Here is a 12,919-nt window from a genome sequence, read left to right on the forward strand (position 1 = left end):
TGGTAGCGATGCTTCGCCGATATCGGTGGACTCGACGGGAGGAGAACCCGCGCGGTTCTCCTCCTTGTCTTTTTGAGGCTCGCCGCCCGGGGGCATCGAGAACGAACCGGTGAGGTGACAGATGGTGGTCGCGAGCCACCAGATCCGGATTACCGACAACCTGGACCTCCTGCTCGAAATCCTGCCGCCGGAGATTCGCCGGCAGATCGAACTGCAGGCCGATCTCGACACGCTGCTGGAGATTGTGCTCGACCTGGGCCGGGAACCGGAGGCGCGATTCCCGGAGCGGGTGGTTCGAATCTCGGACGGATTCGTGGCGCGCGAGGACCTGCATCACGTCGCGAGCCGCGTGGGCGCCTTCGGAAAGGACAACCGCGCCGGCATCGAGCGCACGCTCCACCGGATCTCGGCGATCCGCAACCGGGCCGGCGACGTCATCGGGCTCACCCTGCGGGTCGGCCGCGCGGTGTTCGGGACGGTGGACATCGTGCGCGACGTGATCGAGGCGGGCCAGAGCGTGCTGCTGGTCGGACGTCCCGGCGTCGGCAAGACGACGCTGCTGCGCGAGGCCGCGCGCGTGCTCTCGGACGAGGCCGGCAAGCGTGTCGTGGTCGTCGACACCAGCAACGAGATCGCCGGCGACGGCGACATTCCGCACCCCGGCATCGGCCGGGCGCGCCGCATGCAGGTCCCGTACCCCGAACTGCAGCACGCGGTCATGATCGAGGCCGTCGAGAACCACATGCCCGAGGTGATCGTGATCGACGAGATCGGCACGGAAGCGGAAGCGCAGGCCGCCCGCACGATCGCCGAGCGCGGGGTGCAGCTGATCGCGACCGCGCACGGGAACACGCTCGACAACCTGCTGCAGAACCCGACCCTGTCCGACCTGGTCGGCGGCATCCAGGCGGTGACGCTCGGCGACGAGGAAGCGCGCCGCCGCGGCACCCAAAAGACGGTGCTCGAACGCAAGGCGCCGCCGACGTTCGACGTCGTGATCGAGATCCAGGACAAGGACCGGCTCGCCGTGCACCACGACGTGGCGCACGTGGTCGACCGGTTCCTGCGCGGCGCCCTGCCGAGGCCGGAGATCCGCACGCGGACCCCGGAGGGCGAAGTGCGCATCACCAGCGGCGAGGTTGCCGCGCAGGCGGCGGCCGCCTCGACGAACGGCCACGGCCATGCCGCTCCGGTTGCGCCGCCGCAGAAGATCGTGCGCATCTACCCGTATGCGGTGAGCCGCAACCGGCTCGAGCGGGCGATCCGGGAGCTGCGGGTGCCGGCGATGATCGCCGACGCGCTGCACGACGCCGACGTGCTGCTCACGCTCAAGTCGCAGGAGCGCCGGCAGCCGAAGCGGCTGCGCGAGGCGGGCCACCGCGGCCTGCCGACGCACATCATCAAGAGCAACACGCTGTCGCAGATCGAGACCGTGCTGCGCGAGATTTTCGGCGTGCAGGACCGCATGAGCCCCGAGGAGCAGGCGATGCGGGAGGCGGAGGAGGCGATCTCCGAGGTCATGGCCGCGGCGCAGCCGGTGGAGCTCGGTCCCCAGAACTCCTACCTGCGGCGGCTGCAGCACCAGCTGATCCAACGCTACGGTCTCGCGTCCGAGAGCAAGGGCACCGATCCGTTCCGTCGCGTGGTGATCTATCCCCAGTAGTTCCGACCGCCGGACGGCCGAGGCCCCCGGCCGATTCGTGACGCTCGAGGGGCCGGACGGCGCGGGAAAGACGACGCAGGCGGCGTTGCTCGTGGAGCACCTGCGCGCGGCCGGGCACGAGGTGGTCGCGCTGCGCGAGCCGGGCGGAACGGCGATCGGCGAACAGATCCGGTCGCTCTTGATCGATCCGCGCCACGCCGAGCTCGCCCCCCGGACGGAGATGCTCCTCTTCGCCGCCTCGCGCGCGCAGCTCGTCGCCGAGGTCATCGGGCCGGCGCTGGCCCGGGGACGGATCGTCGTCTGCGAGCGCTACCTCGACGCGTCTCTCGCCTATCAAGGGGTGGCGCGCGGCCTCGGCGTGGACCTGGTGCGGACCGTCAACGACGCCGCGACCGGCGCGCTCCGGCCGGATCTCACCCTCCTGCTCGACCTCGATCCGGAGACCGGGCTGCGGCGCGCCCGCGCGGCGTCCCGCCTGCGCGGGACTAGCCAGCGGGATGCGCTGGCGTCGGCGGGCGCGGGGTCCGAGGGGTGGGAGGGTGGCGACCGGATGGAGCGGGAGACGCTGGCGTTCCATGCCCGCGTTCGGGAGGGGTTTCTGGCGCTTGCCAGAATTGAGCCGCAGCGCATCCGGGTGGTCGACGCGCGCCGGCCCGTCGTGGACGTTCAGCGGGAGATTACGGCGGCAGTCGACGGACTGCTCCGGGCAGAGCGTCGCGCGGGAGGGGCTTCGTGAAGCTGATCCTGGCGATCGTGCAGGAAAAGGACCAGCGCCGGCTCATGGAAGGCCTCGTCGCCGCCGAATTTCAGGCCACGATGCTGGCCAGTACGGGCGGGTTCCTCCGCGAGGGCAACGCGACCATCCTGATCGGCGTCGAGGAAAACCGCGTCGACGATGTGATGGCCGTGATTCAAAAGTTCTGCCACGTCCGCGAGCAGCTGGTCAGTCCGCTGCCTCCCGTCGTCGAGCCCGTCGATTCGTACATCTCGTATCCGGTCAAGGTGCAGGTCGGGGGCGCGATCGTGTTCGTCCTGGACGTTGAGCGGATGGTGAAGGTCTAAGGCCGCACCCCGTGTTTTTTCGCGAACTGATCGGCCAGCGCGACGCCCGCGCGGTGCTGCAGGGGGCCCTCCGAAGCGGATGCGTGGCCCACGCGTACCTCTTTGTGGGCCCGGAAGGCGTCGGCCGCCGCGCCGCCGCGCTCGCCTTCGCCCAGGCCCTGCTCTGCGCGACCGGCTTCAATGACATGGTGGCCGGCGAGTCCGCCGACAGGCGGTCCGCCGGCGGAGACGACGCCTGCGGCACGTGCGCGGCGTGCCGGAAGGTCGCCGCGGGCGCGCACCCGGATCTCCGCATCATCGCCCCCGGGGGACGCACCGAGTCCGGCGCCGAGCGCCGCGCCGTCGGAATCGAGCAGATCCGCGATCTCAAGCGCGAGGCGTCCTACCCGCCCTACGAGGCCCGATGGAAGGTGTTCATCATCGAGGACGCGGAGGCGATGCGCGCCGAGGCGGCCAACAGCCTGCTCAAGGTGCTCGAAGAGCCGCCCGCGCAGAGCGTGATCATCCTCATCTCCGAGTCCGCCTCGGCGCTCCTGCCGACGATCGTGTCCCGCTCCCAGATTGTGCGCTTCACATTCGTGCCGGCGGCGGAGATCGCCGCGGCCCTGACCGAGCGCGCCGGCGTTCCCGCGGCGCAGGCGCCGTTCCTCGGCGCGCTGGCCGGCGGACGGCCGGGGCTCGCGCTGCGGGAGTCGGCGGAGGGCGGGGCGGCGCTGGAGTTCCGCCAGGACGTGGTGAAGACGCTTGGAGCGGTCGCCGGCGGCGGACCGGTCAGGCGGCTCGAGGCCGCGGAAGCGGTCTCACGGCAGAAGGACGAGATCAACCGCTGGCTCGACACCGCCCTGCTCTGGATCCGCGACGTGGCGGTCTGGCAGGCGGCGCACGACCCGGCGCTGCTCGTGAACCTCGACCGCCGCGATCAGATCGCGGCGTGGGCCGAGCGCGCGAGGCCGGAGGGTGTGCGGCACGCGGCCGCGGCGATCGAGGGCGCCAAGACAAATTTGCAGCACAATGTCAACCCGCGCCTGGTCCTGGAGCATCTGTTTGCCGGCATCCACCTCGCGCCGGCCGACAAGCGGCCGGCAACCATGTAATTAAAGCCGGCCGACAATGGGCCTGCGGTGCGAGCCACGAGCGCGCCCGTTAGTGGATCGCGAGCCGAAGCAGGAAGAACAACACCGCCGCCGCCAGCACGATAAGCCACCACGGGATGGGGCGCCGCGGGCGCGCGGCGGCGCCCGGGTTCGCGCACGCCTCGCAGAAGTTTCCCGTCGAGAGCCGGACGAGGCATTCGGGGCACAGCGCCTTGCCGCAGCGCGAACAGTAGCCGAGCGCCGCGCGGTCGGGATGGTTGACGCACTTCATCGTGCGCGCACCGCCCTTCGCGGCGGCCGGCCCGTCCGCGTCGCGAGGCGCCGCCCGGGCATGCCGGCGGAGAGCAGGGCCCTCGCGCGCAGCGCCTTCAGCGTCATCACGTTGCGCCGGTCCGGGCCCTCGCGGTCGAACCCCGGCGTCTCGATGAGGCCGGGCAGATCGCGGAGCGCCGGATGGCCGAAGACGGCCCGGAACCCGTCGCGGCCGATCCCGCCTTCGCCGATGTTCTCGTGGCGGTCGAGCCGCGAGCCGAGCGCGCTCTTCGAGTCGTTGAAGTGCAGCACGCGCAGCCGCGTGAGGCCCACCTGCCGGTCGAAGGCGTCCACCATCGCGGCGACGCCCTCCGGCGTGCGAATGTCCCACCCGGCGGCGAAGAGGTGCGCGGTGTCGAGACATACGCCGAGCCGCGGGCTCCGCCCCGCGGCGTCGAGGACGTCGCGCAGCTGCTCGAAGGTACCCCCGATCGTGCCGCCGGCGCTGCCTTCCAGCAGCACCATCGCCTCCGATGAGCGCGTGAGCACGGTGCGCAGCGCGAGCGCCACGCGGTCGCAGCATTCGTCCCAGCCCGCGCCCCGCGTGCTGCCGAGATGCGTGATCGCCGCAAGCCCGCCGAGCGCATCCATGCCGCGCACCGTGTGCGCGAGCGAGTCGATGGACCGGCGGAACAACTCGGGATCGGCGGTGGCGAAATTGACGAGGTACGAGGCGTGCGCGACCAGCGGGTCCAGCCCGGCCCGCGCGCGGCGGCGCCGGAATTCAGCGATGTCGGCGGGATCGTACTCGATGAGGCGCCACTGCCGCGGGCTGCCGACGAAGATCTGCAGGCATTCGCAGCCGATCGCGGTCGCCCGCGGGACCGCCTCGTAGACGCGGCCGGCGACGGAGACGTGCGCGCCGATCGGCATATCGGGGGCTTCGCGGAGGATCGACGTTTGGACCTCCCGAACCTGCGCACCATGTCCCCGCGCGCGCGCATCGCGGCCGATCTCTCGCTGGCGGCCGTCGCCGTCGTGTGGGGCACGACGTTTCCGCTCGGCAAGCTGGTGCTGCGGCACCTCGGGCCGTTTCAATATCTCGCGCTGCGCTTCGGCCTGGCCGCGGTGCTGATGGCGCCGCTCGCGTGGCGCGAGCGCGGACGCCTCACCCTCGACGGGATGCGCGCGGGCCTGCTGGCCGGCGCCGCACTGTTCGCCGGATACGCGCTGCAGACGGTCGGGCTCCGGTCCACGACCGCCGGCAACGCCGGTCTTATCACGGGCCTGAACGTCGTCATGATTCCCCTGATGCTGCTGGTCTGGCGCCGGCGCGCGCCGAGCCGGACGCTCGCCGCCGCGGTGCTGCTCGCGGTGGCGGGGTTGTGGCTCCTGCTGTGGCAGGGCGGACGGTTGGGCGCCGGCGACGCGCTCGTACTCGGCTGCGCCGCGGCGCTCGCGCTGCAGGTGATCATTGTCGGACAGGCCGCGGCGTCGGTGCCGGCCGCGGCGTTTGCCTGCGTGCAAATCGCGACGGTCGCCGCGCTGGCGGGCGCCTGGGCCGTGGCCGCGGAACCGGCTCCGGCGGCGGTGCCGGCGGCGGTCGGCGGCGCGATCGTCTTCATGGCGGTCGCGGCGACGCTCGGCGCGTACGTCGTGCAGGCGTGGGTGCAGCGAATCGTGTCGCCGACGCGCACCGGCCTGTTGTTCACCCTCGAGCCGGTCGCGGCGGTGGGCTTCGGCGTCGCGTGGCTCGGCGAGCCGTTCGGACCGCGCCAGGCCGCCGGGGCGGCGGCGATCTTGTTAAGCGTCGTGATCGGCGAGCTGGGGCGTGATCGGGAATGGGCGGGCCGGGCCGGCCGCGAGGCGGCGCCGGCGGGCATCACCGTCGACAAAGGAGGACGGTTCCATGGCATCGCGTGAGCGGCGCGGATTTACCACGACCGCGATCCACGGGGGGCGGATCGAAGACGCCAACAAGTCCGTCGTCGCGCCGATCTATCAGACGGCGACCTTCAAATACGACAGCGTCGAAGACGGCGCGCGCCTCGCCGCGGAGAAGGGCCCCGGTTACATCTACACGCGGTGGGGCAATCCGACGACGGATCTCTTCGAGCAGAAGGTCGCGCTGCTCGAGGGCGCCGAGGGGGCGCTGGCCGCGTCGTCCGGCATGGCGGCGATCGCCACGGCCGTCGTAGGCTCGCTCAAGGCCGGCGATCACCTCATCGCGCCGAAGGCCGTGTACCAGGCGGCGTTCCAGCTCTTTACCGGCGTGCTGCCGAGGTTCGGGGTCGAGGCCACGGTGCTCGACGATCCCGACGTGTCCGCGTACGAGCGGGCGCTCAGGCCGAGCACGCGCCTGCTCTACGTCGAAACGCCGAACAACCCGCTGCTCGGCATCATCGATATCGCCGGCGTGGCGGCGCTCGCGCGCGCCCACGGGGCGCGCACGGTGGCCGACAACACATTTGCGACGCCGTACAACCAGCAGCCGCTCGCGCTCGGCGTCGATCTCGTCTGTCACAGCGCGACAAAATATCTCGGCGGGCATCACGACGTCACGGCCGGCGTGATCGCCGGCTCGCGCGAAGCCCTCCGGCCGTGCGTGGGAGCGCTGCGTGTCTTCGGCGGCGTCCTCGACCCGTTCGCGGCCTTCCTGCTGATCCGCGGCGTCGCGACGCTTGGGCTGCGCGTGGAACGGCACAACGCAAACGCGCTCGCGCTGGCGCGGCACTTGAGCGCGCACCCGAAGGTCGCCAAGGTGCACTATCCGGGTCTGCCGGGGCACCCGCGCCACGAGATCGCCGCACGGCAGATGCCCGGCGGGTTCGGCGGCATGATGAGCATCGAAGTAGCCGGCAACGTCGCCGCCGGCGCGCGCTGCGTCGAGGCGCTGCGCGTCGCGAAGCTGGCGGTGAGCCTCGGCGGGATCAGCACGCTCGTCACCCACCCGGCGTCGACCACGAGCGTCAACATGCCGCGGGAGATCCGGCTCGCCGCGGGCATCAGCGACGGGCTGATCCGGATCTCGGTCGGGATCGAGGACGTGGACGATCTGATCGACGACTTCACCCAGGCGCTCGACAAAGTCTAGTCCGGGCCACGCCGCCCTCAGCGGGCAGGTTCCGCTTGACTTTCATTCCCATATAAGAATATAATGTTCCCGCGATGCCGAGAGCGGCGACAACGACCGACGTGTTCAACGCGATCGCCGAGCCGCGGCGGCGTGAGATCGTCGACGCGCTCCTCGACGGCCGGGCCCACACGGTCGGGGAGGTCGTCGACCGGCTCCGGATTCCGCAGCCGTCGGTCTCGAAGCATCTCGGCGTCCTTCGGAAAGTGGGAATCGTCTCAGTGAACAAGTCCGGCCGGCGCCGTCTCTATCGGCTCAACGCGGAGGAGTTGAAGCCGGTCCACGATTGGGTGCAGACCTACGCGCGGCTTTGGGAGCACCAACTCCACCGGATCAAGGAGCGGGCCGAGCAGGCGGCGCGCGAACGAGCGGGGCACAAACGCGAACGACCAGCACACGAGGAGGGATGACCGTGGTGACGACCGCGTCAGAGCTGTCGGTTCAGACGTTCGAGGTGGCGAAAGAAGAGACGATCGCGGCGCCGATCGAGATCGTGTTCGAGACGATGCTTGAGCAGCTGGGCCCGTCGTTCGAGCCCGCCGAAGGGATGTCCCTGCACATGGTGCTCGAGGCGTGGCCGGGCGGCCGCTGGTACCGGGATCTCGGGAACAAGGCGGGCCATCTGTGGGGGCACGTGCAGGTCATCAAGCCGCCGAGCCTCCTGGAAATCTATGGGCCGCTGGCGATGTCCTATCCCGCGGTCTCGCACGTGCAGTGCCGGCTGACCGCGGACGGCGACCGGACGCGCCTCAAGTTTGTCCACCGCGCGATGGCATACGCGCCCGAGCCCCGCGACGATTTCGCCCAGGGCTGGGCCCGCGTGCTGACGAGCATTCGTGAAGCCGCCGAGCGCCGGCGCGCATCCGGTGAGGGACGCTAGATGGCGGAGCGTCACAGGGTCGTCCCCCACGCCACGTGGCTCGAGGCGCGACGAAGGTTCCTGAGCAAAGAAAAGGCGTTCACGCGGCTGCGCGACCGGCTCAACCGGGAGCGCCGCAGCCTGCCGTGGGAGCAAGTGGACAAGGCGTACGTCTTCGAGGGGCCGGACGGGAAGGAGACGCTCGCGCACCTCTTCGACGGCCGGCACCAGCTCGTTGTCTACCACTTCATGTTCGCCCCGGAGTGGGACGCCGGGTGCCCGCACTGCTCGTTCTGGGCGGACAACTTCGACGACAACGTCGTGCACCTGGCCCACCGGGACGTCACGATGGTCGCGATCTCGCGCGCACCGTATCGCAAGCTCGCGGCCTACAAGAAGCGGATGGGCTGGAGCTTCAGATGGCTCTCGTCGTCCGGCACCGACTTCAATTTCGACTACCAGGCCTCGTTCCGGCCGGCAGACCTGGCCAAGAGGCGCGCGTTGTACAACTTCAAGGTGCAAGATCCGGGCTTCTCGGACCGCGAGGGGGTGAGCGTCTTCGTCAAAGGTCCGCGAGGCGCCGTTTTTCATACCTACTCGACGTACGCCCGCGGCATCGACATGCTGAATACCGCCTACCACTACCTCGATCTCGTACCGAAGGGCCGCGATGAAGCCGGCCACGCCTTTTCGCAGTTCTGGGTTCGGCGGCACGACGAATACGACCGGCGGACCGGCCGGCGATAGGAGGGCGCGATGTCGGAACCGCACCGCGTCATGTCCCGCGAGATGAGTACGGCCGACAACTGGCAGGGCAGCGCCGGGCCGGCCCTCGCGGGTCTCGCCGGCGTCGCCGGCGCCGCGTGGATCTACCTGGCCACCGGCGCCGGGCTGGGCTCAGCTATGCGCGGGACGGACATGGCCGGCGGCGGCATGATGCCGATGGCGCCGGCCTGGACACCCGGCTACGCGGTGGTGATGCTCAGTATGTGGATCGTCATGATGACCGCGATGATGCTGCCGACTTCGACGTTCGCCGTGCTCAGGGTTGCCGGCCGGGCAGGCATCGAGCGCGCGGCGGGGTTCGCGGCCGGCTACCTCGCGATCTGGGCGGGGTTCGGCGCCGCGGCAGCCTCGCTCCAATGGGCGCTCGACTCGGCGCATCTTCTCTCGGGGGCGATGGCGCTCCAAAATGCGGCGCTCGCCGGCCTCGTGACGGCGGCCGTCGGAGTGTACCAGTTGACCCCGCTCAAGCGCGCGTGCCTGGAGCGCTGCCGCGCGCTGGACGGTTGTCTGGCGAGGGTCGAGGCCCGGCGGCCGTGGGGCTCGGTGGGGTCCGGGCTCCATTACGGCGTCTCGTGTCTCGGCTGCTGCGCAGCGTTGATGGGCCTGCTGTTTGTCGGCGGCCTGATGAGTATCCCGTGGGTGGCCGCGATCGCGGTCTGGGTGCTGGCCGAAAAAACCCTGCCCTGGGGCGGCCGCGTCGCGCGGCTCGGCGGGGCCGGGCTCATTGCTGCGGGGGCTGTGGCGTTCGCGATCGCTCTGGCCCACGCGTGAGCAGGAGGAGAGCAACAATGACTACGCACAAGACCGGCACACGTGAAGAGTGGCTGGCGGCCCGGCTGGATCTGCTCGGGGCCGAGAAAGAGCTGACGCGACGCAGCGACGAGGTGGCCCGGCGGCGGCAGGAGCTGCCCTGGGTTCGAATCGACAAGGAGTACCGTTTCGAGACCGACGACGGCACCGCGTCCCTCGCCGATCTCTTCAGGGGACGGTCGCAGCTGCTCATTTATCACTTCATGTTCGGCCCCGACTACACGGGCGGGTGTCCGTCCTGCTCATCGATCGCGGACGGGTTCGGCGGCTTCGTCATCCATCTGGCCAACCACGATGTGACGCTCGCGGCGGTGTCGCGGGCGCCGCTCGCAAAGCTGCAGGCGTACAAGCGGCGGATGGGGTGGGCGTTCCCCTGGGCGTCCTCACTGGGCAGCGACTTCAACTTCGACTTCAAGGTCGAGGTCACCGAAGAGCAACAGCGCGAGGGACGCATCGAATACAACTACCGGCGTGAGGCGCCGGCACGCGAACCGCTCGCAGGGAAGACCGTTCGACAGTGGGAGTCGCCGGTCGCGAAGGTCGCCGCCATGACCGGGACCGACGTGGCCACGTACACGCGCGAGAGGCCGGGCATGAGCGCGTTCGCGCTCGAGGACGGCGTCGTCTATCACACCTATTCCACGTATGCGCGCGGACTGGACGGCCTCTGGGGCATGTACCAGTGGCTCGACCGCGCCCCCAAGGGCCGCAACGAGTCCGGCATCTGGTTTCGCCGCCACGACGAGTACCCGTCGTGATCCGCAGGGGACCGCGAGACGACAAGGAGTGGTGCGTAGATGGATGATCGTGTACTGATCCAGCAGCAGTTGGGCGCGAGCCGCGGGATTCTCAAGCACAGCGTAGGGGACATTTCCGACGATGAGGCGCGCCGGATCTCGATTCCAACGTTATCTCCGATCATCTGGCAGGTGGGGCACCTCGCGGTGACCAACGTGGGCTTCGTCAAGCGGGCGGGCATCGAGCCGATTCCGTCGCTTCCCGCGACGTACCGCGGTCTCTTCGAGGGGGGGACCGGCGGCGCGGCGGACTACCCGCCGCTCGAGGCAATTATGCGCGTGTTCGACGACACGCACGAGGCCCTGCTCGGCGCGGTTGCCGCGGCCGACTTGGACGCCGCAAACGAAGGACCAAGGGGAGTTTGGAACAGCGTGGGCGAGTTGTTCGCCTTTTCCGTCAACCACCGCTGGTACCACATCGGCAAAATCAATTCGCTGCGCGCGCTGCTCGGAAAACCCCGGCTGTTTGGATAGCCCGCGTTCGCGGGCTCCGCGCAGGGGCTACGCGCGGCGCGCCGGCTCGGCGCCGTTCCACGCTCGGATCAGCGGCGGAATCTCGTCCAGGCGCGTGACGGTGGCGGTCGGCCGGGCCCGCGCCGCGTACCGCGGATTGTCCGGGTTGGGTTCGATGTCGACGAGGATCGAGCGCATGCCCACGGTGTTCGCGCCGAGGATGTCGGCGCCGAGGGTGTCCCCGATCATCACCGCGGCGTCCGGCTCGATCTTCCAGCCTTCCAGTACGTGCCGGAAGATGCCGGCGTGCGGCTTTGGGCGGCCGAAGCCCATCGAGGTGACGATCGGGTCGAAGTAGCGGTCGATACCGTGCCGCCGCGCGATGTCGACCACCAGCCGGTGGCTCGTGGCGTTGCTGATCATGCCGAGCCGCAGCCCCATTCCGGCGAGCGCCTCGAGCGTCTCTGCCGCCGACGGATAGAGCCTGCTCATCGTGACCTCCGGCTCAAAGAAGACCGCTTCGGCCTGGGACAGCGTCAGGTCGGTGGCGTCGAGCCCGACCGCGGCGAACGCCTCGGCAAACGAGGCCGTCGCGGCGACCTCGACCAGTTCTGCTTCCGAGCGCTTCCAGCCGGCGAGCCGGATGTCGAGCAGGCGCGCGGCGAACGTCTCCGGGTCGCCGCAGCCGCAGTCGGAGGCGGCGAAGGACGCGAGCGCGGCGCACTTCACGCGTTCGAGCTCGAGGCCGGTGCGCCGGATGAGCGTGCTGCCGAGGTCGAAGATCGCGCCGCGGATCATGCGCGTCTCGTACGCTGCCGGAGGGGAACCGTCCTTTGTCCCCGAATACGGCGGCGCATCCCATGACCTCGGTTCCTCCACGTTCGTCCCGGCGGCGGCTTCGCGTCGCCGTATTATTTGGCGGTCCGTCCGCGGAGCGCCAGGTTTCGTTGTGGAGCGGCGAGCGGGTGCTGGGGTCGCTCGATCCGGCGACGTACGACGCGCTGCCGGTCGAGATCACGGCCGAGGGGAAGTGGCTGCCGCGGCCCGATCTGTTGAAGCTGCCCGCGCCCGCCCCGGATCCGTCCGCCGCACCCGCCGGCCGTGCGCTGTCGCCGGTGCCGTCGCTCGGCGCGGCCTCTCACCACATCGACGAGGTCGTGCGCGAAGGCGAGATCGACGTGGTCTTCGTCGCGCTCCACGGACCGTACGGTGAGGACGGCACCGTCCAGGGCCTGCTCGAGCTGCTCGGCCTTCCGTACACCGGTTCCGGCGTGCTCGCGAGCGCCTTGGCGATGGACAAGCTTCGCAGCCGGCAGGTGCTGCAGGCGAGCGGCCTGCCGGTGCCGGCGTGGATTCTGCTCGACGGCGAGCGGTGGCCGGCCGTCCGCGAGGAGTTTGCGGCCCGCGTCGCGCGCGATCTCGGGTATCCCTGCGTCGTCAAGCCCAACGCGCAGGGGTCCAGCATCGGGGTGACGATCGTGCGCGAGGAATCCGCGCTCGATGCCGCGGTCGAAGAGGCGCTCGCGTACGGCAACGTGGTGCTGGTGGAAGAGTATCTGCGCGGCACGGAGTTGACGTGCGGCATCCTCGAAGACGCGGACACCGGCGTCCCGCAGGCCCTTCCCGTCATCGAGATCGTCCCGAAGCGCGAGTTCTTCACGTACGAGGCGAAGTATCAGGGCGCGTCCGAAGAGATCTGTCCGGCGCGCATCTCCGGGGCGGCCGCGGCGAAGGCGCAGGACCTGGCGCTGCGCGCCCATCAGGTGCTCGGCTGCGAGGGGTTCTCGCGCGTGGATCTGTTCCTGTCCGGCACCGACGTCGTCGTGCTGGAGGTCAACACCATCCCGGGACTGACCGAGGGCAGCCTGATCCCGCTCGCCGCGCGCGCCGCGGGGATCGAGTATGCGGAGCTGCTGCACCGGATGATCGCCGCGGCCCTGCGCCGCGACCGCGCGCGCCGGCGCACCCGGCCCGCCGGCGGCCACGATCGTCCGGCCGGCGGAACCTGAT

Annotated in this window: 16 protein-coding genes; 13 read left to right on the top strand and 3 right to left on the bottom strand. The window is 70.3% G+C overall.

All coding sequences use genetic code 11. From position 1 onward, the window contains the following. Positions 1–121: 121 nt before the first annotated feature. Genes VKT83_06570 through holB form a run of 4 tightly spaced genes read left to right on the top strand, consistent with a single transcriptional unit; the run spans position 122 to position 3,819 of the window. Positions 122–1,663 carry a R3H domain-containing nucleic acid-binding protein gene (locus VKT83_06570; protein ID HLY22117.1) on the top strand — a complete coding sequence of 514 codons (1,542 nt, stop codon included), beginning with the start codon at positions 122–124 and terminating at the stop codon, positions 1,661–1,663. 37 nt (positions 1,664–1,700) lie between these two features. Beyond that, positions 1,701–2,399 carry a dTMP kinase gene (gene tmk, locus VKT83_06575; GenBank protein HLY22118.1) on the top strand — a complete coding sequence of 233 codons (699 nt, stop codon included), beginning with the start codon at positions 1,701–1,703 and terminating at the stop codon, positions 2,397–2,399. Next, complete coding sequence (locus VKT83_06580) at positions 2,396–2,725, top strand: cyclic-di-AMP receptor (protein HLY22119.1); 330 nt, start codon at positions 2,396–2,398, stop codon at positions 2,723–2,725. Before tmk ends, VKT83_06580 begins: the two co-directional genes overlap by 4 nt. A gap of 11 nt (positions 2,726–2,736) precedes the next feature. Further along, complete coding sequence (holB, locus tag VKT83_06585; GenBank protein HLY22120.1) at positions 2,737–3,819, top strand: DNA polymerase III subunit delta'; 1,083 nt, start codon at positions 2,737–2,739, stop codon at positions 3,817–3,819. 49 nt (positions 3,820–3,868) lie between these two features. Here the strand turns inward: holB and VKT83_06590 are convergent, their stop codons facing one another. Further along, positions 3,869–4,090, bottom strand: a complete 222-nt coding sequence (locus tag VKT83_06590; protein ID HLY22121.1) for a B-box zinc finger protein — start codon at positions 4,088–4,090, stop codon at positions 3,869–3,871. Beyond that, positions 4,087–5,004, bottom strand: coding sequence for a deoxyribonuclease IV (locus tag VKT83_06595; GenBank protein ID HLY22122.1), 918 nt, complete (start codon positions 5,002–5,004; stop codon positions 4,087–4,089). Before VKT83_06595 ends, VKT83_06590 begins: the two co-directional genes overlap by 4 nt. A 27-nt stretch (positions 5,005–5,031) precedes the next feature. Here VKT83_06595 and VKT83_06600 point away from each other — a divergent pair, with 27 nt between their 5' ends. The 8 genes from VKT83_06600 (at position 5,032) to VKT83_06635 (ending at position 10,930) form a co-directional block, all read left to right on the top strand. Then, positions 5,032–5,994, top strand: coding sequence for a DMT family transporter (locus VKT83_06600; GenBank protein ID HLY22123.1), 963 nt, complete (start codon positions 5,032–5,034; stop codon positions 5,992–5,994). Continuing rightward, a complete protein-coding gene (locus VKT83_06605; protein HLY22124.1) occupies positions 5,981–7,165 on the top strand; it encodes a PLP-dependent aspartate aminotransferase family protein in 1,185 nt (394 codons plus the stop codon). The genes VKT83_06600 and VKT83_06605 overlap by 14 nt, the downstream gene beginning before the upstream one ends. Positions 7,166–7,239: 74 nt before the next feature. After that, positions 7,240–7,614 carry a metalloregulator ArsR/SmtB family transcription factor gene (locus VKT83_06610; protein HLY22125.1) on the top strand — a complete coding sequence of 125 codons (375 nt, stop codon included), beginning with the start codon at positions 7,240–7,242 and terminating at the stop codon, positions 7,612–7,614. Continuing rightward, positions 7,611–8,084: an SRPBCC domain-containing protein gene (locus tag VKT83_06615; protein ID HLY22126.1), complete on the top strand. Its 474-nt coding sequence runs from the start codon at positions 7,611–7,613 to the stop codon at positions 8,082–8,084. The genes VKT83_06610 and VKT83_06615 overlap by 4 nt, the downstream gene beginning before the upstream one ends. Next, positions 8,085–8,810: a thioredoxin family protein gene (locus VKT83_06620; protein ID HLY22127.1), complete on the top strand. Its 726-nt coding sequence runs from the start codon at positions 8,085–8,087 to the stop codon at positions 8,808–8,810. Between the two features lie 9 nt (positions 8,811–8,819). Beyond that, positions 8,820–9,620, top strand: coding sequence for a DUF2182 domain-containing protein (locus tag VKT83_06625; protein HLY22128.1), 801 nt, complete (start codon positions 8,820–8,822; stop codon positions 9,618–9,620). A 17-nt stretch (positions 9,621–9,637) separates the two neighbouring features. After that, complete coding sequence (locus tag VKT83_06630; GenBank protein ID HLY22129.1) at positions 9,638–10,417, top strand: DUF899 domain-containing protein; 780 nt, start codon at positions 9,638–9,640, stop codon at positions 10,415–10,417. A gap of 39 nt (positions 10,418–10,456) precedes the next feature. Further along, complete coding sequence (locus VKT83_06635) at positions 10,457–10,930, top strand: DinB family protein (GenBank protein HLY22130.1); 474 nt, start codon at positions 10,457–10,459, stop codon at positions 10,928–10,930. Positions 10,931–10,957: 27 nt separating this feature from the next. Here the strand turns inward: VKT83_06635 and VKT83_06640 are convergent, their stop codons facing one another. Beyond that, on the bottom strand, positions 10,958–11,707 hold the full coding sequence (locus tag VKT83_06640; GenBank protein ID HLY22131.1) for an HAD family hydrolase: 750 nt from the start codon (positions 11,705–11,707) through the stop codon (positions 10,958–10,960). A 62-nt stretch (positions 11,708–11,769) separates the two neighbouring features. On the opposite strand from VKT83_06640, the gene VKT83_06645 reads away from it, so the two are divergent. Continuing rightward, positions 11,770–12,918, top strand: coding sequence for a D-alanine--D-alanine ligase (locus VKT83_06645; protein ID HLY22132.1), 1,149 nt, complete (start codon positions 11,770–11,772; stop codon positions 12,916–12,918). Position 12,919 lies beyond the last annotated feature (1 nt).

Source organism: bacterium (assembly GCA_035308905.1).
Lineage (GTDB): Bacteria > Sysuimicrobiota > Sysuimicrobiia > Sysuimicrobiales > Segetimicrobiaceae > DASSJF01.

Bases quoted from the DNA above. Each gene is read 5' to 3' on its own strand.
- VKT83_06570 (HLY22117.1), top strand. From the start codon at position 122: ATGGTGGTCGCGAGCCACCAGATCCGGATTACCGACAACCTGGACCTC.
- VKT83_06590 (HLY22121.1), bottom strand. From the start codon at position 4,090: ATGAAGTGCGTCAACCATCCCGACCGCGCGGCGCTCGGCTACTGTTCG.
- VKT83_06595 (HLY22122.1), bottom strand. From the start codon at position 5,004: ATGCCGATCGGCGCGCACGTCTCCGTCGCCGGCCGCGTCTACGAGGCG.
- VKT83_06605 (HLY22124.1), top strand. From the start codon at position 5,981: ATGGCATCGCGTGAGCGGCGCGGATTTACCACGACCGCGATCCACGGG.
- VKT83_06610 (HLY22125.1), top strand. From the start codon at position 7,240: ATGCCGAGAGCGGCGACAACGACCGACGTGTTCAACGCGATCGCCGAG.
- VKT83_06615 (HLY22126.1), top strand. From the start codon at position 7,611: ATGACCGTGGTGACGACCGCGTCAGAGCTGTCGGTTCAGACGTTCGAG.
- VKT83_06620 (HLY22127.1), top strand. From the start codon at position 8,085: ATGGCGGAGCGTCACAGGGTCGTCCCCCACGCCACGTGGCTCGAGGCG.
- VKT83_06625 (HLY22128.1), top strand. From the start codon at position 8,820: ATGTCGGAACCGCACCGCGTCATGTCCCGCGAGATGAGTACGGCCGAC.
- VKT83_06630 (HLY22129.1), top strand. From the start codon at position 9,638: ATGACTACGCACAAGACCGGCACACGTGAAGAGTGGCTGGCGGCCCGG.
- VKT83_06635 (HLY22130.1), top strand. From the start codon at position 10,457: ATGGATGATCGTGTACTGATCCAGCAGCAGTTGGGCGCGAGCCGCGGG.
- VKT83_06640 (HLY22131.1), bottom strand. From the start codon at position 11,707: ATGATCCGCGGCGCGATCTTCGACCTCGGCAGCACGCTCATCCGGCGC.
- VKT83_06645 (HLY22132.1), top strand. From the start codon at position 11,770: ATGACCTCGGTTCCTCCACGTTCGTCCCGGCGGCGGCTTCGCGTCGCC.